22 protein-coding genes and 1 tRNA gene are annotated in these 25,644 nt (G+C 63.9%); 11 read left to right on the top strand and 12 right to left on the bottom strand.

The window, feature by feature from the left end; translation table 11 throughout:
- Nucleotides 1–160 precede the first annotated feature (160 nt).
- Together AC1MEM_RS17965 and AC1MEM_RS17960 are read right to left on the bottom strand one after the other, a co-directional pair.
- On the bottom strand, nucleotides 161–1,657 hold the full coding sequence (locus AC1MEM_RS17965) for an HDOD domain-containing protein (RefSeq protein WP_499472754.1): 1,497 nt from the start codon (nucleotides 1,655–1,657) through the stop codon (nucleotides 161–163).
- The gene (locus tag AC1MEM_RS17960) at nucleotides 1,654–3,387 is read right to left on the bottom strand and encodes a putative bifunctional diguanylate cyclase/phosphodiesterase (RefSeq protein WP_499472753.1); all 1,734 of its coding nucleotides are present in this window, start codon (nucleotides 3,385–3,387) and stop codon (nucleotides 1,654–1,656) included. Before AC1MEM_RS17960 ends, AC1MEM_RS17965 begins: the two co-directional genes overlap by 4 nt.
- A 339-nt stretch (nucleotides 3,388–3,726) precedes the next feature.
- Here AC1MEM_RS17960 and AC1MEM_RS17955 point away from each other — a divergent pair, with 339 nt between their 5' ends.
- The 4 genes from AC1MEM_RS17955 (at nucleotide 3,727) to AC1MEM_RS17940 (ending at nucleotide 7,039) form a co-directional block, all read left to right on the top strand.
- Nucleotides 3,727–5,454: an isovaleryl-CoA dehydrogenase gene (locus AC1MEM_RS17955; protein WP_499472751.1), complete on the top strand. Its 1,728-nt coding sequence runs from the start codon at nucleotides 3,727–3,729 to the stop codon at nucleotides 5,452–5,454.
- Between the two features lie 45 nt (nucleotides 5,455–5,499).
- Entirely contained in the window at nucleotides 5,500–6,150 is a 651-nt protein-coding gene (gene upp / locus AC1MEM_RS17950; protein ID WP_499477688.1) for a uracil phosphoribosyltransferase, read from the top strand.
- A gap of 14 nt (nucleotides 6,151–6,164) precedes the next feature.
- Complete coding sequence (locus AC1MEM_RS17945) at nucleotides 6,165–6,545, top strand: Hpt domain-containing protein (protein WP_499477687.1); 381 nt, start codon at nucleotides 6,165–6,167, stop codon at nucleotides 6,543–6,545.
- Between the two features lie 290 nt (nucleotides 6,546–6,835).
- Nucleotides 6,836–7,039 carry a cold-shock protein gene (locus AC1MEM_RS17940; RefSeq protein ID WP_182988379.1) on the top strand — a complete coding sequence of 68 codons (204 nt, stop codon included), beginning with the start codon at nucleotides 6,836–6,838 and terminating at the stop codon, nucleotides 7,037–7,039.
- A gap of 142 nt (nucleotides 7,040–7,181) precedes the next feature.
- Here AC1MEM_RS17940 and AC1MEM_RS17935 read toward each other — a convergent pair whose 3' ends face one another.
- Nucleotides 7,182–8,108, bottom strand: coding sequence for a LysR family transcriptional regulator (locus AC1MEM_RS17935; protein ID WP_499472749.1), 927 nt, complete (start codon nucleotides 8,106–8,108; stop codon nucleotides 7,182–7,184).
- Between the two features lie 193 nt (nucleotides 8,109–8,301).
- Here AC1MEM_RS17935 and aceB point away from each other — a divergent pair, with 193 nt between their 5' ends.
- Complete coding sequence (aceB, locus tag AC1MEM_RS17930; protein ID WP_499472747.1) at nucleotides 8,302–9,891, top strand: malate synthase A; 1,590 nt, start codon at nucleotides 8,302–8,304, stop codon at nucleotides 9,889–9,891.
- A gap of 248 nt (nucleotides 9,892–10,139) precedes the next feature.
- On the opposite strand, the gene gloB is transcribed toward aceB, so the two are convergent.
- Entirely contained in the window at nucleotides 10,140–10,973 is an 834-nt protein-coding gene (gene gloB, locus AC1MEM_RS17925; RefSeq protein ID WP_499472745.1) for a hydroxyacylglutathione hydrolase, read from the bottom strand.
- 32 nt (nucleotides 10,974–11,005) lie between these two features.
- Here gloB and AC1MEM_RS17920 point away from each other — a divergent pair, with 32 nt between their 5' ends.
- From AC1MEM_RS17920 to AC1MEM_RS17905, 4 genes are all read left to right on the top strand, one after another.
- Complete coding sequence (locus AC1MEM_RS17920) at nucleotides 11,006–11,779, top strand: class I SAM-dependent methyltransferase (protein ID WP_499472743.1); 774 nt, start codon at nucleotides 11,006–11,008, stop codon at nucleotides 11,777–11,779.
- Nucleotides 11,780–11,814: 35 nt separating this feature from the next.
- Nucleotides 11,815–12,255, top strand: coding sequence for a ribonuclease HI (gene rnhA / locus AC1MEM_RS17915; protein ID WP_499472741.1), 441 nt, complete (start codon nucleotides 11,815–11,817; stop codon nucleotides 12,253–12,255).
- A 54-nt stretch (nucleotides 12,256–12,309) separates the two neighbouring features.
- Nucleotides 12,310–13,017 carry a DNA polymerase III subunit epsilon gene (gene dnaQ, locus AC1MEM_RS17910; RefSeq protein ID WP_499472739.1) on the top strand — a complete coding sequence of 236 codons (708 nt, stop codon included), beginning with the start codon at nucleotides 12,310–12,312 and terminating at the stop codon, nucleotides 13,015–13,017.
- A gap of 39 nt (nucleotides 13,018–13,056) precedes the next feature.
- Nucleotides 13,057–13,131 (top strand) — tRNA-Val (locus AC1MEM_RS17905).
- 309 nt (nucleotides 13,132–13,440) lie between these two features.
- Here the strand turns inward: AC1MEM_RS17905 and AC1MEM_RS17900 are convergent.
- The 4 genes from AC1MEM_RS17900 to AC1MEM_RS17885 all read right to left on the bottom strand — a co-directional run bounded on the left by AC1MEM_RS17900 (nucleotide 13,441) and on the right by AC1MEM_RS17885 (nucleotide 17,044).
- Nucleotides 13,441–14,049 (bottom strand): TadE family protein, encoded by a 609-nt coding sequence (locus AC1MEM_RS17900; RefSeq protein ID WP_499472737.1) that lies wholly within the window; start codon nucleotides 14,047–14,049, stop codon nucleotides 13,441–13,443.
- Nucleotides 14,036–14,527, bottom strand: a complete 492-nt coding sequence (locus tag AC1MEM_RS17895; protein ID WP_499472735.1) for a TadE/TadG family type IV pilus assembly protein — start codon at nucleotides 14,525–14,527, stop codon at nucleotides 14,036–14,038. The genes AC1MEM_RS17900 and AC1MEM_RS17895 overlap by 14 nt, the downstream gene beginning before the upstream one ends.
- The gene (locus AC1MEM_RS17890) at nucleotides 14,524–15,996 is read right to left on the bottom strand and encodes a TadE/TadG family type IV pilus assembly protein (protein ID WP_499472733.1); all 1,473 of its coding nucleotides are present in this window, start codon (nucleotides 15,994–15,996) and stop codon (nucleotides 14,524–14,526) included. Before AC1MEM_RS17890 ends, AC1MEM_RS17895 begins: the two co-directional genes overlap by 4 nt.
- A 433-nt stretch (nucleotides 15,997–16,429) precedes the next feature.
- The gene (locus tag AC1MEM_RS17885; protein WP_499472731.1) at nucleotides 16,430–17,044 is read right to left on the bottom strand and encodes a flavin reductase family protein; all 615 of its coding nucleotides are present in this window, start codon (nucleotides 17,042–17,044) and stop codon (nucleotides 16,430–16,432) included.
- Between the two features lie 203 nt (nucleotides 17,045–17,247).
- On the opposite strand from AC1MEM_RS17885, the gene AC1MEM_RS17880 reads away from it, so the two are divergent.
- Nucleotides 17,248–18,426 carry an ABC transporter substrate-binding protein gene (locus AC1MEM_RS17880; RefSeq protein WP_499472729.1) on the top strand — a complete coding sequence of 393 codons (1,179 nt, stop codon included), beginning with the start codon at nucleotides 17,248–17,250 and terminating at the stop codon, nucleotides 18,424–18,426.
- Between the two features lie 43 nt (nucleotides 18,427–18,469).
- Here the strand turns inward: AC1MEM_RS17880 and AC1MEM_RS17875 are convergent, their stop codons facing one another.
- Nucleotides 18,470–19,414: a LysR family transcriptional regulator gene (locus AC1MEM_RS17875; protein WP_499472727.1), complete on the bottom strand. Its 945-nt coding sequence runs from the start codon at nucleotides 19,412–19,414 to the stop codon at nucleotides 18,470–18,472.
- A gap of 170 nt (nucleotides 19,415–19,584) precedes the next feature.
- On the opposite strand from AC1MEM_RS17875, the gene AC1MEM_RS17870 reads away from it, so the two are divergent.
- Nucleotides 19,585–21,501 (top strand): FAD-binding monooxygenase, encoded by a 1,917-nt coding sequence (locus tag AC1MEM_RS17870; RefSeq protein ID WP_499472725.1) that lies wholly within the window; start codon nucleotides 19,585–19,587, stop codon nucleotides 21,499–21,501.
- 144 nt (nucleotides 21,502–21,645) lie between these two features.
- Here the strand turns inward: AC1MEM_RS17870 and AC1MEM_RS17865 are convergent, their stop codons facing one another.
- The 3 genes from AC1MEM_RS17865 to puuE are packed head-to-tail and all read right to left on the bottom strand — an operon-like array spanning nucleotide 21,646 to nucleotide 25,633.
- On the bottom strand, nucleotides 21,646–22,905 hold the full coding sequence (locus AC1MEM_RS17865) for a M20/M25/M40 family metallo-hydrolase (RefSeq protein WP_499472723.1): 1,260 nt from the start codon (nucleotides 22,903–22,905) through the stop codon (nucleotides 21,646–21,648).
- Nucleotides 22,902–24,686 carry a 2-oxo-4-hydroxy-4-carboxy-5-ureidoimidazoline decarboxylase gene (gene uraD / locus AC1MEM_RS17860; RefSeq protein WP_499472721.1) on the bottom strand — a complete coding sequence of 595 codons (1,785 nt, stop codon included), beginning with the start codon at nucleotides 24,684–24,686 and terminating at the stop codon, nucleotides 22,902–22,904. Before uraD ends, AC1MEM_RS17865 begins: the two co-directional genes overlap by 4 nt.
- Before the next feature lie 2 nt (nucleotides 24,687–24,688).
- Nucleotides 24,689–25,633, bottom strand: a complete 945-nt coding sequence (puuE, locus tag AC1MEM_RS17855; protein ID WP_499472719.1) for an allantoinase PuuE — start codon at nucleotides 25,631–25,633, stop codon at nucleotides 24,689–24,691.
- Nucleotides 25,634–25,644 lie beyond the last annotated feature (11 nt).

The following is a 25,644-nucleotide window of genomic DNA, read 5'->3' as shown; positions in this document are numbered from 1 at the left end:
TGGACTCTTGAGTCCACGCGTTGTACCTATGCACACCGCGGCGCTTCAAATTAACGTTGCGTACGCGCTGCGTGCGACGTTTCGATATGCATGCGCTGCACCTCGTGGACTCGAGAGTCCACCCTACGTATCGCGAGATGCACGCTTCTCGGCGTCGGACTCAGGGTTTCCCGGCCGCCGCCAGCTCGGCCTGCGAGCGCCGCTCGATCGCGCGCACCACGAGTCCGCGCAAGTCGTTCAGCAGCGAGAACTCCGTCTGGCTCAGCGAGATGCTCGGGAAGCTATCGTCCCAGTCGCCATAGATGAAGCCGACCGGCTGGCCGTTCAGGCACAGCGGAATGACGACGAAGCAGCGCGCCTCGGACAGCGTGCCGCGCCACCAGCCGGGCAGCTTGGCGGCGAATTTCGGGTCGCGCGCATTCTCGATGAAGATCACGCGGTCGCTGGTGAGGGCCGCATGGAACACGTCGGCCTCGTAGGCGTCGTCGAAAGCCAGGTTCGGCATCATGGACTTTGCGCCCTCGCCGAAACCCATGCGCGCCAGGTATTTGCCTTCGCGCCGGTTGCGCAGGAACGCAAAGGCGCGCGTAAACGACAGACCCTGAAAGATCGTTTCGAGGGCCATCGACATCATCTGGCCCGGGTTGACGTTGACGCCGGCGTCGCGCATGTCGGCCGCGCCGCTCATCAGGATCCGGTTGCCGGCCTCGCGCTTGCGCGCCACCTTTTCCACCTTCTCCTGTTTTTCCTGCGGCCGGGACATGGGTGCGATCGAGAGGTCCGCCTGCGCCTCGGTCTTCGCCTTGTCGATGGCGGCCAGCATCCGCTCCGGCGCCACGCCCAGCATCGGCGCGAAGGCCTCGGCCAGGGCCAGCACCTCCGCGGCGCCGGCCTCGTCGTTGTTCCAGAGCGAGCTGGCGCAGCGGGTCGACATGGTGCCCAGCGCGGCCAGCCAGTCCTCGTGGCCGAAGCCTTCCTCGCGCTCGCCCGGTTCCAGCGTGCGCATGCCCGCCACCAGGTTGCGCGGCAGGCCCCAGTGCTCGGCCGTGGCGCGGCCCAGGGCTTCGAGCGGCAGTCCGAGTACCGCTTCGGCGGCCGCATCTTCGCCGCCGGCGCCGGCGATGTCCTGCATCCGCGCCCAGCGTTCGGGCATGTAGAAGGTCACCATCATGCGGCCCAGCGAATGCAGGATCGAGCAGACCACGGCTTCCTCGGGGTCGCGCGTGGCGGCGCTGGCGGCCACCTGGTGGGCCACCATCCCGGCCAGCACGGCCTTTTCCATCTCGACGTGGGCGAGTGCCGAATCGGGCGTGCTTTTCGCCAGTTCCTCGATCAGTTTCAGGCCCAGCGCCAGGTGGCCGATCGCTTCGGTACCGAGCACCAGTACCGCTTTCGACACCGTGTTGATGCGCTGCCCGAAGGCCGAATACATGCCGCTGTTGGCCAGGCGCAGGACCTTCTGGGTCAGGACCGGGTCCGACAGCACGGTTTGCGTCATCGAGAATTCGCGCTCGTCCTCGCCGCGCATCGAGGCCAGGATGGCATTGATGGCGCGCGTGAAGCCGGGCATGTCGCCCTGGCGCCGGGTGCGTTCCCACAGTAGCGAAAGCGTCGCGTCGGCCGTCGGCGCGCGGTCTTGGAAAGCGGGAGCGGTCATGGTGTCCTGGCCTGGCGATCGGGCGGCAGCAAAGCCGTGTAATGGTTGTCCTGCAGGGCGGCGAGGGCCACGTGGGCCGGCATCGGTTTGCCGGTCAGGTAACCCTGGACGTAGCGGCAATCGCGCTGCTGGAGCCAGCCCAGCTGCTCCTCGGTCTCGACGCCTTCGGCCACCACCGACAAATCGAGGTGGCGCGCCATGTCGAGCACGGCGCTGCAGATGGCGGCTTCCTTCTGCGCGCCGGGCAGGTCCTTGACGAATGCGCGGTCGACCTTCAGCACCGAAATCGGGAAGCGTTTCAGGTAGGCCAGCGACGAGTAGCCGGTGCCGAAATCGTCGATCGCGATGCGCGCGCCGCGTTCGGCCATCTTGGTAAGGATGGTTTCCGCATGCTGCGGATCGACCATCAGCGTGCCTTCGGTGATCTCGAGCACCAGCTTGTTGCCCGGCAGGCCGGACAGGGCCAGGGCATCGTCCAGCACGCCGAGGAATTTATCGTTGCGGAACTGGCGCGGGCTGATGTTGACCGAGATGTAGAGGTCGCGCTTGGCCGCTTCCTCGAACTGCTGGATCTGGGCGCAGGCGGCTTTCAATGCCCAGGCCCCGAGCAGGTTGATCAGGCCATTCGTTTCGGCGATCGGGATGAAGCGCACCGGCGGCACCATGCCCAGCGTCGGGTGCTTCCAGCGCATCAGCGTCTCGAAGCCTTCGATCAGGCGCGTGCGGGCGTCGACGATCGGCTGGTAGTAGAGCAGGAATTCGCCTTCGCGCACGGCGGAAAACATCGCCGCTTCGAGCGAGATGTCGTGCTGCGGCGGGCCCTGTTCGCGCGCGCTGTAGACCAGCGCGCGGCCCTTGCCGGTTTCCTTGGCGCGCATCAGGGCGGCGTCCGCCAGCGACAGCAGGCCGTGGTCGTCCTCGGCGTGCTGCGGGTAGAGCGCGACGCCGACCGAGGCGCCGAGGTGGATCGTGTGGCCGTCGGCCTCGAACGGCGACTGCAGCGTCGCCAGCAGGCGGCCGGTGACGAGCTTGATCTGCGCTTCGCTGGCGGTGCCGGGCAGGATGACGACGAATTCGTCGCCGCCCACGCGCGCCAGCGTGTCGCTGTCGCGCATCGCGCGGCGCAGGCGGGCGCCGGCCTGGCGCAGCACGTCGTCGCCGATCGCATGGCCGAGCGCGTCGTTCACTTTCTTGAAGCCGTCGATGCCGATCGTGGCCACGGCGAAGCCTTGGCCCGAGCGGCGCGCGTTGGCGACCACCATGCGGATGCGGTCCGACAGCAGCACCCGGTTCGGCAGTTCGGTGAGCGCGTCGTGGGTCGCCATGTGGCGCAGTTTTTCTTCGGTGGCGTGCTGGGCGCTCATGTCGCGCCCGATCACGAGCAGGCCGTCGTCGCCGAGCGTCGCGATGCGCAGTTCGAAAGGGATCTCGCGATCGAGGCAGCGCAGGTGCACGCGGACCAGCACCGGTTCGGCCGCCGCGTGGGCGCCGACGATCGCCATGCGCAGTGCGGCAGCGTCGGCCTCGGCGATAAAGGCAGCCAGGGACATGCCCACGACCGGCGCCTGCAGGCCGAGCAGGCGCACCGTGCGGCGGCTGGCGCCACGGATGTCTCCGCTCGGGGCGATGCGCAGCGCGCAGTCGCCTGCCGCTTCCATCAGGCTGTCGGCGCCATCGACCGGCGCGGGACGCGGCTGGTCGATCGGCACGGAGGCGGAAGGGGAGCCCATTGTTGAAATATCTGCCTTATTGCTGACACCCGGAGCAGGTGGAACCGTGCGAGTTTAACAAACCACAGGGCACTTTATCACTGAAAAATTCCAAGGGGCACGAAAATACATCGCCCCCATGCCTCTTTACGATTCATTTGCGCTACCGCAGTGACGCCTTGCCTGCCGTGTCGCTTTGCGCTAGTCTGTTGACGGATCGCTAACGTGCTTTGCGCTATGCAATGTCAATACAAGACCGCCATTGTCGCGCAGCAGTTGCATCGAGGAAAGCAAAACTGAGCTAATTGATGCTTTTCTGCAACATTATAGCCCAGAATGCGCATCCAGCGAGGAGCCGCCATGAACCAGTTCGATACCCACGAAGTTTTCAACCAGGCGCCACCCTTCGGTGACGTGAACCTGCTGCGCTGCGACCCGGCGCTGCAGGAAGGCCTGGCGCGCGAGGGAGCGGACTGGGCCCTCGGCGAACTCGATGCGCTCGGCGCGCGGCTTGGTCGCCCGGAGATGCTCGAGCTGGCGCGGCTGGCGAATGCGAACGGCCCGCGCCTGGTCAATTTCGACCGCAGCGGCCGGCGCGTCGACGAAGTCGAATTTCATCCCGCCTGGCATGAACTGATGTCGATGATGATCGGCGCCGGCGCCCATTCGGCGCCCTGGACCGATCCACGGCCGGGCGCACAGGTCGCGCGCGCCGGCGCCTATTTGCTGTTCGGCCAGGTCGAGAACGGCGCCCAGTGCCCGGTGACGATGACCTATGCATCGGTGCCGGCGCTGCGCCGTGCCGGCCGGCTGGGCGAGCGCTGGCTTCCGAAAATCCTCTCGACCGACTACGATCCGCGCTCCTTGCCGGTCGAGCAAAAGACCGGCGCCCTGGTTGGCATGGGCATGACCGAAAAGCAGGGCGGCACCGACGTGCGCGCGAACACGACGCGCGCCACCGAAATGCTGCCGGGCGAGGCGCGGGCGCTGTTTGGCGAGGAAGGCGAGGGCGCCTGGCGCATCGTCGGCCACAAGTGGTTCTTCTCGGCGCCGCAGTCGGATGCGCACCTGATCCTGGCCCAGACCGATGACGCAGGGAGTGCGGGACTCTCGTGCTTTTTCGTGCCGCGCTACCTGCCCGACGGCAGCCGCAACGCGATCCGGGTGCAGCGCCTGAAGGACAAGCTCGGCAACCGTTCGAACGCCTCCTCGGAAGTCGAGTTCTGCGATGCGACCGGTTGGCTGGTCGGCGCAGTCGGGCGCGGCATCCCGACGATCCTGGAAATGGGCAGCCATACGCGCCTCGACTGCGTGGTCGGCACCGCCGGCATCATGCGTGCCGCGCTCTGTCACGCGCTGCACCACGCGCGCGGCCGCGCCGCCTTCGGTAAACCGCTGGCGCAGCAGCCCTTGATGCAGAACGTGCTGGCCGACCTCGCGCTCGAGTCGGAAGCGGCCACCGCGTTCGCGCTGCGCCTGGCGCGCTGCTTCGACAACCCGGACGATCCGCAGGAAGCCGCCCTGGGGCGCATCCTGACCCCGGCCGGCAAGTACTGGCTGTGCAAGCGCGGCCCGGCCTTCGGCGCCGAAGCGATGGAAGTCATGGGTGGCAACGGGTATGTCGAGGACGGCCCGCTGGCGCGCCTGTACCGCGAATTTCCCGTCAATTCGATCTGGGAGGGTTCCGGCAACGTGATGTGTCTGGACGTGCTGCGTGCGCTCGGCAAAGCGCCCGAAGCGGCGCGCGCCGCGCTCGAGGCCGAGCTGGCGCCGGCCGCGGCGCTGGATGCGCGCTTCGCGCGCTACGTGCAACAACTCGGGGAGGACATGTCGAACACGGACGAATCCGGCGCGCGCCGGCTGGCCGAGCGGTTGGTGATCGCGGTGCAGGCGGCACTGCTACTGTGCCATGCGCCGCCCTTCGTGGCCGAAGCCTTCGTCGCTTCGCGCATTGCCGAGGATGTGGGCGGCGCCTTCGGCCGGCTGCCGCCCGGGCTGGACCTGGAAGCGATCCTGGCGCGCTCGCTCGCCGTCCAGGATGAACTTTCTACACCCGGGCCGCGACAAAAGCGCGCGCGGCTGGGATAATGTCAGGTTACGAGCAACAACCAAAGTACATCTCCTATGTCCATCATGAAACAAGACCCGCGTTTTCCGAGCCTTTACATCCTGAGCCACCCGCTCATCCAGCACAAGCTGTCGCACATGCGCGAGCACGACACCTCGACGCGCACCTTCCGCGAGCTGCTCAAGGAAATCACGCTGCTGATGGGCTATGAGATCACCCGCGACCTGCCGCTGACCACGCGCCCGATCCAGACCCCGCTGGTGACGATCGACGCACCGGTCATCGCGGGCAAGAAACTGGCCATCGTGCCGATCCTGCGCGCCGGTATCGGCATGAGCGACGGCCTGCTCGAACTGGTGCCGTCGGCACGCGTCGGCCACATCGGCGTGTACCGCGACCCGGACACCCACGAGCCGGTCGAATACCTGGTGCGCCTGCCGGACACGTCCGAGCGTACCTTCATCCTGTGCGACCCGATGGTCGCCACCGGCAACTCGGCCGTGCATGCGGTCGACGTCCTGAAGAAGCGCGGCGTACGCGACGACCAGATCATCTTCCTGGCCCTGGTGGCGGCGCCCGAAGGCGTCACGGTTTTCCACAATGCGCACCCGGACGTGAAGCTGTACGTCGCCTCGCTCGACTCGCACCTGGACGCGCACGCGTATATCGTGCCGGGCCTGGGCGACGCGGGCGACCGCATCTTCGGTACCAAGTAAGGGGCGGCCGAGTGATGACGGGAACGGTCGATACGGACTTCTTTGTCCGTTTGACGCAGGCGAACGAAGACTTTCGGGCCGGGTTGCCGGACACGCTGCGCCGGCTGGGCGCAGCGGGAGCGGACTTCGATCCGGCCGCGCCGGCGCCCGCGCTGGCGGCCGAGCTGCAGGCGCTGCTGCATACGCTGGCCGGCGCCGCGGTCACCTTCGGCTTTCGCGAGCTGGGGCAGGGCGCCCGCGCCCTCGAGCAGCGCCTGCGCGTACTCACCGCCTTCGAACTCGTGGGCGAAGACGACTGGCAGGCATGGCTGGCTTCACTGGACGATTTTGTCCGCAGTGGCCTGGCGGCTCCTCTGCCTGCCTATCACAGCGCCGCGTTTTCACTCTTGCCCTGAGTTAAAAGTCTAGCGTCGAGCCGTTTGATCCAGCGCAAACTTGCCCAGCTTCGATGACCTATATTGTCCCTACTGCCGATGCTAAATCAGGGCCGCGTAAAGTTGATCTGGAGCATTGTTACGTAGGCGGTTTTTTTATTTTGCGAAAATCGCTTGCGCGGGGTTTTATTCGGTATAATACGGGATCGTTGGGTTCGAGCTAGTAGTGCAGTCTGTCTGTCATTTCTTTCTTGCTACTTCAAACGATCATAAACGGGCGTAAGCCCACTTAACTGAAATAGGAAATTGTAATGGCAACTGGCATCGTTAAATGGTTCAATGACTCCAAGGGTTTCGGCTTTATTACCCCTGACGAAGGCGGCGAAGATCTGTTCGCTCACTTCTCGGCTATCCAGAGCCAAGGCTTCAAGTCCCTGCAAGAGAACCAGCGCGTCTCGTTCGACGTGACCTCGGGTCCTAAGGGCAAGCAAGCATCGAACATCCAGCCGATCTAATCGCTGAATGAAGATAAAAAATCCTCGGCATTGCCGGGGATTTTTTTTCGCCTGTCGATTCCGGACAGCAATGTCCGGTCGACCGGACATCAGTGTCCGCTCCAACATACGGCCGCGGTAACGCGGCCGTTTTACTGCCGGCTCAGGTTTCCGCAGGCTGCTTGGTTTCCGTCCGCCAATAATCCGCTTGCGCATAAGCACGCCGCAGGAAATCGACAAAGGCACGAATGCGCAGCGGTAAATGACGCCGCTGGGCAAACACTGCGTAAATATCGTTGCCGGGCGCCGCATAATCGTCGAGCACTGTCACCAGTTCCCCCGCTTCGATCTGCGCGCCGACTTCCCACATCGAACGCCAGGCCAGGCCCTTGCCGTCGAGCGCCCAATCGTGCAGCACTTCGCCGTCGTTGCAGACCATGTTGCCAGCGACTTTCAGGGTCACCGTTTTGTGATGGTCGCGAAAGGTCCAGCCGCGCTGGCTGCCTTCGCTGCTGATTGCCAGGCAGTTGTGGCGCGCCAGGTCAGCCAGCGTGCGCGGCGTGCCGTGACGTTGGAGGTAGCCGGGCGTGGCCACCACGACGCGCGCATTGTCGGCCAGTTTCACGCCGACCAGGTTCGAGTCGCCCAGGCTGGCGATGCGGATCGCCACGTCGACGCCTTCGCCGACCACGTCGACGACGCGGTCGTTCAGGTTCAGGTTGACCGTCACGTCGCGGTGTTCGGCGAGGAAGGAGGGCAGCAGCGGCGCCACGTGCTGGCGCCCGAAGCCCGCCGGCGCCGATACCAGAAGGTGCCCCTTGGCATGCGCACTGCGCTCCGATACGGCGGCCTCCGCTTCTTCCATCTCCGCCAGGATGCGCTGGCAATCCTCGAGGAAGGCCGCGCCCTCGTCGGTGAGCGCGAGGCGCCGCGTCGTCCGCTGCAGCAGCTTGACGCCGAGGCGGCTTTCCAGCGCGTCGAGCCGCCTGCCGATCATCGCCGGCGCAATCCCCTCGGCCCGCGCCGCCGCCGACAAGCTCCCGCGCGCCACAACTTCGACGAAGGTCGATATCTCCCTGAACTTGCCCACGCCTCTCCCGTCCGGTCCGCGTTCACTTGTGACAAATACGCACAAATGAAGTGCATAAATGTATCGTTCCACTATTTTATGTTGAATATACTTGATGATATGACAAACGCCAAGCTGACCTATACTTGACGTTCATTGGCCAACTGCCGCGCACGTTCATCCCGCACTATCATCCATCCGCAAGGAGCACCACATGACCATCGCCACCCCGCAAGGCCTGGAAATCTCGGGCGACATCAAACCCGGTTTCGAACAAATCCTCACCCCCGGGGCCCTCGAGCTGGTGGCGATGCTGACCCGGAAATTCGAGCCGCGCCGCCAGCAACTGTTGGCCGCCCGCGTCGAGCGCGCGCAGCGCCTGGACGCCGGCGAGCGTCCCGACTTCCTGCCTGAGACCGCCCACATCCGCGATGGCGACTGGAAAATCGACCCGATCCCGCAAGCACTCGAATGCCGCCGCGTCGAAATCACCGGCCCGGTCGAGCGCAAGATGGTCATCAACGCCCTGAACTCGGGCGCGGACAGCTACATGACCGACTTCGAGGATTCGAACGCCCCGAACTGGGACAACCAGGTCACCGGCCAGATCAACATGCGCGACGCCGTGCGCCGCACGATCTCGCTCGAACAGAACGGCAAGAGCTACAAGCTGAACGACAAGGTCGCGACCCTGGTCGTGCGTCCGCGCGGCTGGCACCTCGACGAAAAGCACGTGCTGGTCGACGGCAAGCGCATCTCGGGCGGCATCTTCGATTTCGCCCTGTTCATGTTCCATAACGCGAAAGAGCAGCTGGCACGCGGCGCCGGTCCGTATTTTTACCTGCCGAAGATGGAATCGCACCTGGAAGCGCGCCTCTGGAACGACATCTTCATCGCCACCCAGGAAGCGCTCGGCCTGCCGCGCGGCACGATCAAGGCGACCGTGCTGATCGAAACGATCCTTGCCGCCTTCGAGATGGACGAGATCCTGTACGAGCTGCGCGAACACAGCGCCGGCCTGAACGCGGGCCGCTGGGATTACATCTTCTCGTGCATCAAGAAATTCAAGCTGGACAAGGACTTCTGCCTGGCCGATCGTCCGAAGGTGACGATGACTTCGCCCTTCATGCGCGCCTACGCCTTGCTGCTGCTGAAGACTTGCCACAAGCGCGGCGCGCCGGCGATCGGCGGCATGGCGGCCCTCATCCCGATCAAGAACGATCCGGAGAAAAATGAAACGGCCATGGCCGGCGTGCGCACCGACAAGGCGCGCGATGCGACCGATGGTTACGACGGCGGCTGGGTCGCGCACCCGGGCCTGGTCGAGCTGGCCATGACGGAATTTACCAAGGTGCTGGGCGACAAGCCGAACCAGATCGAGAAGCAGCGTCCGGACGTCGCCGTGACGGCCGCCCAACTGCTCGACTTCAAGCCGGAAGCGCCGATCACGGAAGGCGGCCTGCGCTACAACATCAACGTCGGCATCCACTACCTGGGCGCCTGGCTGGCCGGCAATGGCTGCGTGCCGATCCATAACCTGATGGAAGATGCGGCCACCGCCGAGATCAGCCGTTCGCAGGTCTGGCAATGGATCCGTTCGCCGAAGGGCGTGCTGGACGACGGCCGCAAGGTCACTGCCGAGATGGTGCGCGCCATGATTCCGGAAGAGCTGGCCAAGGCGAAGGAGGCCGCCCCGAACGGCGACAACCCGAGCTATGCCCGTGCTGCCCAAATCTTCGAAGAAATGTCGACGTCGGAACAGTTCGCGGAATTCCTGACGCTGCCGCTGTACGAAGAAATCTGAGCTTGCAACAAGCAATCCGGAGCGGCGCCGTCACCGGGACGGCGCCGCTTTTTTAGCGCCAAAATTTTCCACAAAAACGTAACTAACCAACATTGGAAAAAAATACAAAATCGCGCGCTCCCGGCTACTCATGCACGCTCGCCCAGCCACCAGGCAAGGAGGCCGCCAAAGCGCTCAAACGGGTAGGGTGGGCACTCGTGCCCACGCCGTTTCACCCTCTGTTCATGGGCGACATCACTCCACCGCCCTCACTGGTACACGTTCTTCCATTCCCGCAAGGCGGCAAACACCTGCACCGGCATTGCGCCCTCAGTCAACTTGCCGGCCGCAACCAGCGATCCCGCAATCCCCGGTTCGCGATAGCGCAGAAAAGGATTCGTGCTCCGCTCCAGCCCTATGCTGGACGGCACCGTCGGAAGCTCAAGCGTCCGCTTCGCGCTCACGTCCCGCATTCGCAGCTGCAAGGCTTCATTCCCCGGCTCGACCGCCAGCGCGAAGCGCAAATTCGACAGCGTGTATTCGTGTGCGCAATAGACTTCGGTATCCTCGGGCAGGGCGGCGAGTTTATCGAGCGAAGCCGCCATCTGGCCTGGGGTGCCTTCGAACAGGCGCCCGCAGCCGCCGGCGAACAAGGTATCGCCGCAGAACAGCCAGTGCAGGCCCGGCGTCGTGCGCACATAGGCGATATGGCCGAGCGTGTGGCCGGGCACCTCGAGCACCGCCAGTTCCAGGTCGAGCCCGGGCACGGTCACGCGGTCGCCTTCCGCCAGCGGATGGGTGACCGCGTCGATACCGTCGTTGCGCGGGCCGAATACAGGCACCTGGTAACGGTCCAGCAGGGCGGGCACGCCACCAATGTGGTCACTATGGTGATGGGTGAGTAGAATGGCGGTGAGGGTGAGCCCGTGTTCAGCGAGCGCTGCCATGATCGGGGACGCGTCGCCGGGATCGACCACCGCGGCATTGGCACCGTCGTGGATCAGCCAAAGGTAATTATCCTTGAACGCGGGCACGGTCAGGACACTCAAATCATTACGCGCGGCTTTCGCGTTCGCGCCGATAGGGTCAGGTTTGGTTTGCATGGGTTGCAAGGGTTGCATATGAGGGGGTCGCCATGGATAGCGCTGCGTCCGAAAAATCCATTATAGCGCTCGACGAATGGCTGCTTTCGCCGGCGGGCGCCTACGTGCGCGCCTTCGAGCAGGCTTGCCTGGATGAGCTGACGGCCGACATCTTCGGCTACAACGCGGTGCAGATCGGCGTCCCGCAAATCGACGCGCTCGCCGCCAACCGCATGCCGAACAAATGGCAGGCCGCAACGCGCACCTCGACTTTCGACGAACTCGCGTTCGCCGCCAGCGGCAAGCAGATCGCCGTCGCGCTCGACTTCGCGGATTTGCCCTTCGCCTCGCAAAGCCTGGACCTGGTCGTCCTGCCGCACGTGCTCGAGTTCGCGGCCGAGCCGCACCAGGTCTTGCGCGAGGTCGAGCGCGTGCTGATCCCCGAGGGGCAGGTGATCATTTGCGGCTTCAATCCGGCCAGCTTGTGGGGCTTGCGCCAGGGGATCGGCAAGGTCACGCGCAGCGGCTACCTGCCGGCGGCAGGCGAATTCATCTCTATGCCCCGCATGAAAGACTGGTTAAAATTGTTGAATCTTGGCGCCACGCGCAGCCACTTCGGCTGTTATGCGCCACCGTTTCGCTCCGCCCAGTGGATCAACCGCTTCGCGATGATGGAAGGGGCAGGGCAGAAGTGGTGGCCCTACCTGGGTGCCGTCTACATCGTGCACGCGATCAAGCGTGTCAAGGGCATGCACCTGATCGGGCCGGCGTGGAACAAGAAGTCGAGCCGGGCGCCGCAGGCGGTCCCGGCAACGAATCGAGAATAAATGCAGAGAATAGAGAATCAAGGAAACCGCGCAGCATGACGACGAAAGTGGAAATTTTTACCGATGGCGCCTGCAAGGGCAACCCGGGTACGGGCGGCTGGGGCGCGCTCCTCGTTGCTGACGGTCACGAGAAGGAAATCTTCGGCGGCGAGCCCAACACGACGAATAACCGCATGGAGCTGAAAGCCGTGATCGAGGCCCTGGGCGTCCTGAACCGCCCCTGCGACGTCGTACTGCACACCGACAGCCAGTACGTGCAGAAGGGCATCTCGGAGTGGATCCACGGCTGGAAGGCGCACGGCTGGAAGACGGCGGCGAAAGAGCCGGTCAAGAACGACGATTTGTGGAAGGCGCTCGACCTGGCCCAGCAGCAGCACACGGTCGAATGGCGCTGGGTGCGCGGCCACAACGGACACCCGGGCAACGAGCGCGCGGACGTGCTGGCGAACCGCGGTGCGGCCGCCGTACGGCGTTAGGAAGAGTCCGCTTGCGCTATACTGCCGGCTTGCCTCAACTCACTATTAGCCGCCATGCGCCAGATTGTCCTCGATACCGAAACCACCGGCCTGAACCCACGAACCGGTGACCGCGTCATCGAAATCGGCTGCGTCGAGCTGTTCAACCGCACGCTGACCGGCAACAATTTTCACCGCTACATCAATCCCGAGCGCGAGTCCGACGAGGCCGCGCTGGCGGTCCACGGCCTGACCACCGAGTTCCTGAGCGACAAGCCGAAGTTCGCCGAAATCGCCGAGGAACTGCGCGCCTACATCGACGGCGCCGAAGTCATCATCCACAACGCGCCGTTCGACTTAGGTTTTCTCAACGCCGAATTCCAGCGCCTCGGCCTGCCGAGCTTCACCTCGCATTGCAGCGGCGTGATCGATACCCTGGTCAACGCCAAGGAAATGCACCCGGGCAAGCGCAATTCGCTCGACGCGCTGTGCGACCGCTACGGCGTCTCGAACGCGCACCGTAAACTCCACGGCGCCTTGCTCGACTCGGAGCTGCTGGCGGACGTCTATCTCGCGATGACGCGCGGCCAGAACTCGCTGTCGATGGACCACGAGGTGGAAACGTCCAGCGACGGTATCGAGCTCGATGCCGTGCCGCTGGGCGAGATCATTGTCGTCGCTGCCAGTGCGGACGAAACGGCCGAGCACGAAAACGTCCTCGCCGGACTCGACAAAGGCGTCAAAGGCGAATGCGTGTGGAGAATTTATTCGCCAAAGGTTTGACGGTAGAGAAAGTTTTTGGCATAATACGCCTCGTTGTCAGGGAGGTTAGCTCAGGGGTAGAGCACTGCATTCACACTGCAGGGGTCGCAAGTTCGAAACTTGCACTTCCCACCAGAATTTAGGTTTTCGATTCAGGCGCTTAGGTGCGCCCAGCGAACCCAGCATAAAAGCTTGGGGGGAATCGAAAGCGAGCTGAAGAAGCGTTGCACGCGAAAGCGGGGCAGCGCTTTTTTGCTTTTTGGGGGCGATTTTTCAGTACTGAGTGAGCGAGCGCAGTGCTGGTTTCTACTCTGAAAACGGCTCGGTTCGCCTGGGCCGTCTATCTTGCGAAGGCTGCCAGAGCAACGCTGGCGCGCTCGCCTTCATGCGGGCGATGGTGTTGTCAGGGACCACAGCCCACGCCAGGAGCCGCATCATCTCTCGCTAGCCCGAGGCCGCGCCAGCCGTGTATCCCATCGACCGGGCCGGGGAAGTTGTTGTCGAGCGTGGCAAGACCAGGCGGGAAAAGTTGACTAATGGGAAAAACATTTGGTATGGAACGGGCATACAGCGGTCCGTAACATTGGGCTGGCATACCTGTACGCGAACAAAACGGATACAGTTTGCGCCGTAAGGATCAGACAGGCAGTTGAGCCGGTTCGCAGTCGGACTTGCAGGCAGGGGGGACACTGGCTGCATCGTAAGCGCGCCGCCAGGGGCACGGGCGAGCGACAGGTATTCGAGCCTCAGATGCTCAGCGGTTATCGGCTTGCCGAGCACCAGATTCCCGGTCTGGTCAGCAAATATTGCTTGCTGCCGGACGGTTGTTTGGGCGGTATCGCTAAAGGGCGAGTTGACTGCAATCGCTGCCGCCCGCCGGGTCACCTCCTGGAGGGTGTTCAAGAGATACACCATACGGGCTATCTCAAGTATGCCGAATACAAGCGCAAAGAATATCGTGGCGAGCAGGGCGAACTCGACAGCCGCAACGCCTCGCTGTTTCGAGGTCTGTCCGTTGCGGCGGCCGCCTGGTCTTTGATTAGCGTCCCACATAGGGCAATGTCACTCCGGCTTTAATAGATAGTCCTTCAAACCCGATAAGGGATTCAATTATGGGAGAAAGAAACGGATCGCTTACCTTCATCGAAATTTGCGCTTTCATCGCGGCGGGTCGGCCGTCGGAGCAGAGACTTGGTGTCGTTGCTCCGTATGGGGTTGCAAAGAGGCAATAAGTAGCAGACCCACCCGCAGACCGCGTGGTTTGATCGATGTCCGCAAGTCCGTCATTTATTATCTGTTTCGCTATCGCGTCTGCTTTGTCACTCATGACATCGGCGAGTGGTGCAGTGGAAAGATATACCGACGCATCGTGCGCGGTTTTTTGTGCAACGGTGTAATACCAGAAATACCTGCCGAAAAAAAGGGTGAAGGCCAGCAATGGAATAAGAACGAAACCGATCGTCACCGCGGCTTCTATGGCCACCGATCCTGTCTGATTCCGGCATTTAACGGGGCGCGAAAGAAGCCTCATTTGTAGAGCTCCACCTGTCCAACGAGTGATTTGGGCTTGGCCAGTCCGGCAAATTCGGCAAAGAGATCCTTATCCGTTGCCCGAACGGTCATAAAGAATTTTCCGATCGCCAGTACTTCAGCCTGTGCGGGCGAGCCTTCCGGGACGGGGCAGCGCAGCAGTGGAATGTTCAGGACACGCCGGTCGGCGACGGCGCGAGCCCCTCCGTTCCTGGGGTCTGCTTTGTAAGGAGATGGCGAGGGATAATTACCTTTTGGCTTAGGCGAGCCAGGAGTGTATAGCGTTGCCCAGTCCGCTGTGGTGAACGTGGAATATCCGGCAGGCTCAGGTTCAGGCTGGTCGGAATATTTGGCTGCCTTCGCAGATATCCAGAGCGGACCGTACAGGTCAGCTGTCGTCTTATCGGAAATCTCGGAGGGTGCCAGCTCGGCAATTGTGAACAGCTGTGTGTCGGTTGTCCTGGGATCGGCCGACTGCGCTTTGGGTTTATCGATCATCCAGCTAAGTGCGCCAGTGTATTCCTTGGTATTCGTGTCCGGCGGAGCGCCATTCTCTGTACAAGGAGCGGCATATGTGCCGCCGAAACGGGAGTTGATCTGCCCAAAAACTGAACCCAAAGGGAATCCATGATCGACTGTAAGCTTTCCCTGAGTAACCTGAGGCATATCCAAAGTCCCTGTACAGACAAATGGTTTGATGACCTCGAGTTTCGTGCCGTCGGAGCTGCCCATCGTTCCCGGCGCTGCGACGGGATTGACGAGAAAATGCGCGCCGCTTTTATTGTCGTTCGGGTTCAGTTGCATCAAGTTATAGCTGATCCCTCGTCGGAACCCATGTTCAACGAGTTCCTGTCCACGTTTCGTTGCCCGCGTGTCTGACATCGCGCATAGAGCAAGGGGCATGACGTTGATTGTCGAGCGGCCGGCAACTGCCCGGCTTCCAGTTTGTGCAGACGCACTGGCTGACGGAAGCACACGGAGCAGTAGCAAATCGAGAGTGCCAGGCGTTGCGTTAAGCCGGCTGGTGTCAACCTCAACATAAAACATGGTTTCGGGTTGAAGCTTGGCCTCTGCAGTGGGTACCCATGTGCTTCCGGAAGGTGCGGAGCCAAATCTGATGGCGTCCGGCGACCATACGACGGGAAGCTTCCCGTAGCCATAGATAATGGCGTATTTGGCACCCGCTTCGGAAGCAGCCAGCGCAGCACTGTCGATGCCTTCCTTGGTTCCATCCAATCGCGCCGCGGCGGCGAGTGCAATGGCATCCGCTACCGTCTGCAATTCAACCTTGCGGTTGTAGAGCCTGCTCAGGTCAAGAGCAAAACCGCAGCATCCGATGATGACGATGATAAGCACGGCTGTCATCACCGCGAAGGCGCCTTCCTCGCGCCGTAGAATCAGCGTGCCTCTGCCCGGCCGAACATGCGTGCATCGAGGCGGGTCTGTCAGCTGGTGGCGTTGCTTGAGCATCCGTCTCTCTCGTGTCCGCAGAATTTTTCAAACGAAATCTTGCACAAGAAAAAGTGTAAAGCCGAGAGAACAGGGAAGATTGAGATACCGCAACTCCGGTTGCTCTTGAGTTGGTGTTCGGAGATGCACAGTTGTATCGAAACCAATGGCTGAGAGGCATCAGCTCCCTCCAGTTCATCCCTTGCGCTCGAGCGCTCATTCCAGCAGATTCACATTCTGGTCGATCTAAATATGGCCGGATTCAAACTGTGGCCCACTATTTTTCGAGCGGCGCGCGTCGTCATACCTTGGCGGATTTTTTTTGTTTATTTCCGGAGTCATGGCAATCCTTGCAGTGACGATTCACGGCCATCGGTTCGACAGAATTCCGGTGTCCGGGTATTCGCTCCTTTGCTTGATGACGCGCGCCGCGGCCAGCGCTGCACGAGGGTCCTTAACGGGGACGAAACATCTGGAACAGCTGTTCCGGCCCGACCGTAAAATAATCGGCCGGACCGCCGCCGCGCAGGATATGGCCGGCGGAAGCCGTATCGTAAATCCCGTCCCTGAGCAGGGCGTTTGCGATGTGTATCCCCACCACCTCACCCAGCACCAGCCATGTCGGGACGGTCTCGCCGTTTTCGCGTTGCAGCTGGATGAGCTGGGTGAGCTTGCACTCGAAGGACACCGGGCTTTCGGCCACGCGAGGCGTGGCGATCAATCGCGAAGGCGCCGGCGTCAGGCCGGCGAGGGCGAATTCGTCCACGTCCGGCGGCACAGCCGCGCAGGTGCTGTTCATCGCCTCCGCCAGCGACCTGGTCGCCAGGTTCCATACGAATTCCCCAGTCTCCTGCACGTTGTGCAGCGTATCCTTGGCGCCGATACTGGCAAAGCCGACAATCGGTGGCACGTAGTTGAACGCGTTGAAGAAACTGTAGGGGGCGAGGTTCAGCGCCCCGGTTTTGCCGCGGGAGGATATCCAACCGATCGGGCGCGGCCCGACGATCGCATTGAAAGGATCATGGGGAAGTCCATGCCCGTTGCAGGGCTCGTAGAAATGGGTCGACATTTAGCGAATGCATGGGGTTTCGAAGCGTTCAGCATAACAGCACAACTGCACGGTACAACTGCCCGGTCCACGCGGCAGCGCCACCATTATTCAAAAAGCTGATTATATAAATCAGAGTCCAACAAGTATCCAGCGTCCGCGAACTTGGGCACACTGTGGCCGATAATTCCAAGAAACAAAACGACACAACCGGAGACAACAGCATGAAAAAACTCGCATCCAGCGTATTGATTGCAGCGGCCGCGCTCGGCGTCACCTTGCCGGCGCAAGCCGCGGGCCAGGACACCATCAAGGTCGGGCTGATCGCACCATTTTCCGGGCCGTTTGCCGATTACGGCAAGCAGATGGAAGGCGGGATCAAAGCGTATATGGCGCAACATGGCAGCACCGTCGCCGGCAAGAAAATCGAGGTCATCATCAAGGACTCGACGGGCCCGGCGCCGGAAATCGCCAAGCGGCTGGCCCAGGAGCTCGTTGTGCGCGACAAGGTCGACTTCCTGGCCGGCTTCGGCCTGACGCCCGAGGCACTGGCCGTCGCGCCGCTTGCCGAGCAGGCCAAAAAGCCGATGATCATCATGAATGCGGCCAGTTCGGTCATCACGACGAAGTCGAACTACATCGCGCGCGTATCGATGACGCTGCCGCAAAGCTCGGCGCCGATGGCGACCTGGGCTTTGAAGAACAAGATCCGCAACGTGGTCACGCTGGTAGCCGATTACGCGCCGGGTATCGATGCCGAAACGGCGTTCAAGGCGACCCTGGCCGAAGGGGGCGGCAAGGTCCTGGAGGCGATCCGCGTACCGCTGAAAAATCCCGACTTCGCGCCTTACATCCAGCGCATCAAGGACGCCAAACCGGATGCGGTCTTCGTCTTCGTGCCGCCCGGCGAGCACACCATCGCCTTCATGAAGGGCTACCGCGAGCGCGGATTGGCCGAAGCCGGTATCAGGGTGATCGGCACCGGCGACCTGACGGACGACCACATGCTGGCCGCGATGGGCGACGCGACACTGGGCGTGATCACCACTTTTCACTATTCGGCGGCGCACAAGTCGCCCGAAAACGCCGCATTCCTCAAGAGCTTCGCGAGCGCCAACCCAGGCGCGGGCCGGCCCAATTTCATGGCCGTCGGCGGCTATGACGGCATGGCGGCCATCTACGAGGTGGCGCGCAAGCTGAACGGCAAGATCGATGGCGACCAGGCCATGGCGGTCCTGAAGGGCATGAAGCTGAACAGTCCGCGTGGACCGATCATGCTGGACGCCGCCACGCGCGACGTGGTCCAGACGGAATACGTGCGCCGGGTCGAGAGGGTCAACGGGGAACTGTTCAATATCGAGTTCGACAAGTTCCCGAATCAGAAGGATCCCGGAAAACCGTAGCAGTCGCTGGCGTGAGGCCATCGCCTGGCGGCAGCGGACGCCATCATCGCGATGGATCGGACGCGCTGGTGTTCACGGTGCTCCCGGCCTCCTCCCCGCTGGCAAACAGCGCGGCAACCATCTGCCGCAGCCAGCGGTTCGAGACGTCGGCATGATAGCGTTCGTGCCAGTGCTGTTTGACCTGGTAGCTGGGCAGGTCCACCGGGATCGCCAGGAAGCGGACCGCTTCGCTGCTTGCCATCGTGCTCGCATAGCGCAAGGGGACAATGGCCAGCAGTTCCGTCTGTGCCACGACGGGCGCAACGCCCAGGAAGCTGGGCAGGTTCAGCACCACGGTGCGCTCGATCTCTTCGCGCGCCAGGACCTTGTCGACGATCGCATGGCCGGTGCCCGAGGTCCGCACCCGCACATGTCCTTCCTGCCGCAGGTTCTCGACGCTCAGCGAGTCGCCCACGCGCGGATGCGACTTCGCCACCAGGCAGACGAAGTGCTGGTCGAACAGCTTTTGCTGGTAGAAGCCCGCCTCCAGGTGCGGCATGAAACCCACCGCCAGGTCGACCGTGCCATCGGCAAGCTCGCCAGGCGTGTCGGGGGAAATCCGCGATATCTCGAGATGAATGCCCGGGGCAATACCGCGCAAGTGGTTCAGCATGCGCGGCAGGAGCACGATCTCGCTGATATCGGTCATGCAAATACGGAATTGACGCGCACTCGCGGCGGGGTCGAACACCGGCTGGTCGGACAGCGCATGCTGCAGTGCCTCGATCGAGCGGCGCACGTCCCCGATCGCGTTCTGTGCGCGCGGCGTGGGCACCATCCCCCTGGCGGTACGGCTGAACAGCTGGTCATTGAAATGGCCGCGCAGCTTGCCCAGGGCGAGGCTGACGCTCGACTGCGGCAGGCCGAGGTTATGGGCGGCCCGGGTGACGTTTCCGGTTTTGAAAATTTCATCGAAGACCAGCAGCAGCTCGAGGTCGAATCGCTTCATCGGTTTATCAGTATTTAAAATCCTGATTATAGCAATCAACAATCATCGGTTTTCAAAATACGGCTTTTCGGTCAAAGTGATTCCCATCGCGGGACCGGGGTTCGCCAGCACGCGGCCTTCCTCCCCCGCCATCAAATACAACGGTAGTAACAGCCTCCAGGAGACCAGCCATGCAATTCCATCTCGACGGATTTCGCCCCGGCGACCCGCATCGTCACCCCGCTTCGCCGCTCGCGCGGCCGCACACCGATGCCGTGCCGGCACAGGTGGACGTGCTCATTGTCGGCTGCGGCCCGGCCGGCCTGACGCTGGCGGCGCAACTGGCGGCGTTCCCGGAGATCCACACGGCCATCGTCGAGCAAAAGGATGGCCCGCTGGAGAAAGGGCAGGCCGACGGCATCGCCTGCCGCACGATGGAGATGTTCGAGGCCTTCGACTTTGCCGGGCGCGTGCTCCAGGAGTCCTGCTGGATCAACGAAGTCACGTTCTGGAAGCCGGGCGAAACGAACCCGGAGGACATCGTGCGCCATGGCCGCGTGCAGGACACCGAGGACGGCTTGTCGGAGTTTCCGCACGTGGTGCTCAACCAGGCGCGGGTGCACGACCTCTACCTCGAGACCATGCGCAATTCGCCCAGCCGGCTCGCGCCCCATTACGCGCGCAAACTGGTCAACGTCGAGGTGGACGATGCGGCCACGGACTATCCGGTGACGGTGACGCTGGAACGGTCCGATCCGGCGCATGCCGGGCAGCGCGAGACCGTGCGTGCACGCTACGTCGTGGGCTGCGACGGCGCGCGCAGCGCCACCCGCGCCGCCATCGGCCGCGAACTGGTTGGCGAGGCCGCGCACCAGGCCTGGGGCGTGATGGACGTGCTGGCGGTGACGGACTTCCCCGACGTGCGCTACAAGGTGGCGATCCAGTCCGGCGCAGGCAGCCTGCTGATCATCCCGCGCGAGGGGGGCTATCTCACGCGGCTGTACGTGGAGATGGACAAGCTGGGCGAGGACGAACGCGTGTCGCAGCGCCAGCTCACGGTCGAACAGTTGATCGATGCCGCGCAGCGCATCTTCCATCCGTACAAGCTCGATGTGAAGGAAGTAGCCTGGTGGTCGGTGTACGAGATCGGCCAGCGCATCTGCGACAAATACGACGACGTGAGCGCTGGACAGGAAGGAGGCCGGCTGCCGCGCGTCTTCATCGCCGGCGACGCTTGCCACACCCACAGCCCGAAGGCGGGCCAGGGCATGAATTGCTCGATGCAGGATGCGTTCAACCTGGGCTGGAAGCTGGCGGCCGTCCTGCGCGGCCAGTGTCCCCCGTCGCTGCTGCATAGCTACAATGCCGAGCGCCAGGCGGTGGGAAAACAGTTGATCGACTTCGACACCGAGTGGGCGAAGATGATCAGCGAAAAGCCGGCGGACGGCAAGGGCGGAGGCCTCGACCCCAAGGAGTTCCAGAAGTATTTCGAGCGCCACTTGCGCTTCACGGCGGGCATGGGCACGCAATACACCCCATCGCTCCTGTGCGGTGACGACAGGCACCAGGCTTTGGCCAGCGGCTTCGAAGTGGGGACGCGTTTTCACTCGGCCGAAGTGGTGCGCATCAGCGACGCCAGGGTGGTCCAACTGGGACACGCGGGCAAGGCCGACGGGCGCTGGCGCCTCTACGCCTTCGCCGGCAAGGATGACGCCGCGGACGACACCGGCGGCGTACGCGCGCTGTGCCGCTTCCTCGCGGGGGCGCCCGCTTCGCCGGTGCGAAAGTACACGGCCGCGGGCCAGGATCCGGATGCCGTGTTCGACCTGCGCGCAGTCTTCCAGGACGGCCACGCCGACCTGGACATCCAGTCGATGCCCGCACTGCTATGGCCGCAGAAAGGGCGCCATGGCCTGCACGACTACGAAAAGGTATTCAGCGCCAGGCTCAGGCACGGCCCCGACATCTTCGACCTGCGCGGCGTGGATCGCGGGCAGGGCGCCCTGGTCGTCGTGCGCCCCGATCAGTATATCGCCCTGGTATTGCCTTTGAATGCGCACGAGGCCCTGGCCGATTTCTTCGCGGGTTTCATGTTGCCGCAGGTCTGATGCAGGCGGTCGATCATGGGCTGCCGCACACAGTACAAGCTGTTTGCCACAGCTGGTGGCAGAGGGGGCGGTCGTAACGCGTGGGCATGCCCATTCTACGGTTATGCGGCTGCCTCCGCCCCCATGTCGTGGTGCATGCCGGCGTCAGCCCAGCAGGTCGAACAGGGTGCGCGCCACGACCTTGGTGGCGCGGCGCAGGTCCTCGAGGTCGATATGTTCGTCGGCGCGCTTGGCATTGCTCTCCGCGACCGTGCGCGGGCCGCAGCCGTACAGCACGGCCGGAATGCCGCGTTCGCCGAACAGGCGCGCATCGGTGTAGAGCGGCGTGCCGGCGGCTTCGATCGGCTCCTCGAAAAGCGCGCTGGCGTGCCGCGACAGCGCGTCGACCATGCCCGCGTTACCCGCCAATGGCTTGAGCGCCCTGGCCAGCAGCAGGCGTTTGATCTCGATCGTGATGCCCGCGCAATCGGCGACCGCATCCTGGATGAGTTGGCGCAGGGCGGCTTCGACCTCGGCCGGGCTCTCCTCCGGGATCATGCGGCGGTCGAGCTTGAGCACGACCTTGCCCGGCACCACGTTGGTATTGGTGCCGCCCGCGATCAGGCCGACGTTCAGGTAGGGGTGGTTGATGCCTTTCACCCCGCTGCGGGTCTGCTTGTACAGCGTGTTCTGGCGGTACAGTGCGGCCAGTATCTGCGTGGCGGCCTGCAGGGCATCGACGCCGGTCTCGGGCACCGCCGCGTGGCCCATCTTGCCGTGCACCGTGACCTCCATCTGCAGGCAGCCGTTGTGGGCCGTGATGACCTGGTAGCTGAAGCCGGCCGCAATCAGGAGGTCGGGCTTGGCCAGCCCCTGGTCGAGCAGCCAGCCCGGACCGAGTTCGCCGCCGAATTCCTCGTCATAGGTGAAATACAGTTCGACCCCGCCCTTCAGCGGCATTTTTTCCGATGCTGCGAGCGCCTCGAGCGCGCGGGTGGCGAAGGTAAAGGTCGCGAAATCGCATTTGCTGACGGCGGCAGCGCGGCCATAGAGCTTGCCGTCGACGATGTCCGCGCCGTAGGGCGGGTGGGTCCAGCCTTCTCCGGGCGGGACCACGTCGCCATGCGCATTCAGGCCGACGATCTTGCCGCTGCCGTAGCTGCGGCGCACGACCAGGTTGGTGATGCTCTGCAGCCCGGCATCCCGGACTGCCTGTGCCGGTACCGCATGTTGTTCGGCCTCGAAGCCGAAGTCCTGCAGCAGCTGGGCGGTGCGCACGGCATGCGGGGCGTTGTTGCCCGGCGGGGTATCGGTGGGAACGCGCACCAGCTCCTGCAGGAAGCGCAGCTCGTCGTCGAAATGGGCGTCGACCCAGGCGTCGAGGCGCTCGTAGGCAGGCGTTGCGGGAAGCGAAACAGGAGTCATGTCAGGTCCGTGGCGAGTTGATCGAGGAGGGTCTGGAAGGCGCGCACACAGAGTTCGGTGTCGTCGTTGGTGATCGCTTCCAGCGGGTTGTGGCTGATGCCGGCGTTCAGGCCGCGCAGGAACAGCATGGCCTGGGGCATGACCTGGTGCAGCATCATGGCGTCGTGGCCGGCGCCGCTGGGCAGGCGCAACACGGGCAGGCCGAGCGCCTCCACCGCACGTTCCCAGCGCAGGCGCCATTCGGGCGCGCAGGGTGCGGCCGCGGCGCGCATGGTTTCTTCCAGCGTGTACTGCAAGCCACGGCGGGCGCAGATCGCCGCCAGTTCGGCCTGTATGTCGCGGGCGCAGGCATCGCGCACGGCGTCGGTGGTCGCGCGTACGTCGAGGCTGAAGCGGCAGCGTCCGGGGACGACGTTGATCGAACCGCCCGGCACCTCGAGCATGCCGACCGTCGCGACCAGGTCCGGCTCGGCGCCCGCGCGGCGTTCGACGAACAGCAGCAGTTCGGCCGCGGCGGCGGCGGCATCGCGGCGCATCGCCATCGGCGTGGTGCCGGCGTGGCTGGCCATCCCCACGATCTCGCCGAGGTAACGTAGGCTGCCGTTGATCGAGGTGACGACGCCCAGCGGCAGGTCGGCCTCGTTCAGGACCGGGCCCTGTTCGATATGGGTCTCGACAAAGCCGAGGTAGCGCGCCGGGTCGCGCCGCAGTCCGGCGATATCTTCCATGTCAACTGCGCGCAGGCCGGCATGTGCCATCGCCGCCCGCATCGTGATGCCGTCGGCGTCCTGCTGCTCGAGCCAGGCGGGGTCGAACTGCCCGGTGAGCGCACCGGAGCCGAGGAACACCGCCTTGTAGCGCTGGCCCTCTTCTTCGGCAAAGGCGACCACCTCGATCGTACAGGGCAGGCGGCGGCCCGCGCGCCGCAGTTCGCGCACGCAGGCCATCGGCACCAGGATGCCGAGCCGGCCATCGTACTTGCCGCCGTTGCGTACCGTGTCGTAGTGCGAGCCGGTCAGCAGGCGCTTCGCCTGCGGGTCGGCGCCGTGGTAGACGCCGACCACATTGCCGACCGCATCGATGCGCACCTCGTCGAAGCCGCAGTCGTGCTCCATCAGCTGCGCCAGTTGGGCCGCGCAGGCGCGGTGGGCGTCGGTGAGGTAGGTGACGCACAACTCGCCGCGTTCGGCGTAACCCGGGTCGCTGTGCACGGCCAGCGCTTCGGCCCAGTCCCAGACCTGGTTGCCGAGCACCGGCTCGTGGCCGAACTTGTCATCCAGGCGGATCTCCGCGATGCGGTGGATGTTGCGCAGCGCTTCGGCGAACTCGAAGGCGGGTGCGTTGGCGAGGCGCCGCGCGAAGCTTGCGATGATTTCCTGCCGGGAGAGGCCGGCGCCGCGCGGTCCGCGAATGGCAAGGATGAAGGGAAAGCCGAACTTCGCGTTATAGGCGTCGTTCAGGCGCCCGATCGTGGCGAATTCTTCCGGCGTGCAGTCGGTCAGGCCGGCCTTGCCTTGTTCGTTGGTCGATTCCGCGGTCAGGGTCTTCGACACCATCGCCTTGCCCGCCAGTTCCGGGTGCGCGCGGATCAGGCCGAGCCGGGCGTCCTCGGACGCGCCGCGCACCGCCGCGGCCAGCGCCAGTTTCAGTTGCGCCAGGCTGGCAAACGGCCGCTCCCGCCAGGCACGGGCCGCGATCCAGGGCGAGTGTTCGTAGACGCCGTCGAGGAGGGCGGTGAAGGCCGCTTCGTCGGCGGCGTTGAGTTGGTCGAGGGTTGGCATGGTCACTCCCAGGTAAACGCGCTGTCCGGATTGAAGGGGTGGACGCGCTTCCAGTGGCGCGCGATGTCAATGCGGCGGGTGACCCAGACGCGGTCGTGCCCTTCGATGTAGTCGAGGAAGCGCTGCAGCGCCTTGAAGCGGCCGGGACGCCCGAGCAGGCGGCAATGCAGGCCGATGCTCATCATGGACGGGCGTTCGGCGCCTTCCTCGTAGTGCACGTCGAAGGCGTCGCGCAGGTAGGAAAAGAACGGGTCGCCGTGCGAGAAACCCTGGGGCAGGGCGAAGCGCATGTCGTTGCAGTCCAGGGTGTAGGGGACCACGAGCTGCGGGGCCGTGCTGCCGTCGCTCTTGCGTACCTGCAGCCAGAAGGGCAGGTCGTCGCCGTAGTAATCGCTGTCGTATTCGAAGCCGCCGTCGTCGGCCACCAGCCGGCGCGTATGCGGGCTGTCGCGGCCGGTGTACCAGCCCCGCGGCCGCGTGCCGGTCAGGCGCTCGATGGCCTCGATGCCGCGCGCCATGTGCTCCCTTTCGGTGGCCTCGTCCACGTTCTGGTAGCTGATCCAGCGCCAGCCGTGGCAGGCGATTTCGTGGCCGAGGTCCTTGAAGGCGGCGCTCACGTCCGGGCAGCGCGCCAGCGCCATGCCGACCCCGAACACGGTCAGCGGCAGGCCGCGCCGTTCGAATTCGCGCAGGATGCGCCAGACGCCGACGCGCGAGCCGTACTCGTAGATGCTTTCCATGCTCAGGTGGCGCGCCGGGAAGGCGGCCGGGTTGAACATCTCGGATAAAAACTGCTCGCTGCCGGGGTCGCCGTGCAGCACGCTGTTTTCGCCGCCTTCTTCGAAATTGAGGACGAACTGCACGGCGACGCGGGCGCCGCCTGGCCAGCCGGCATGGGGCGGCTCCTTGCCGTAGCCCTGCAGGTCACGCGGATAGGATGGGTTCATGGTGGACTCGC

This window comes from Telluria sp. AIW5, assembly GCF_056680575.1.
The sequence above is the reverse complement of the archived record's forward strand: the minus strand, read 5'-3'. Positions and strand labels throughout refer to the sequence as shown.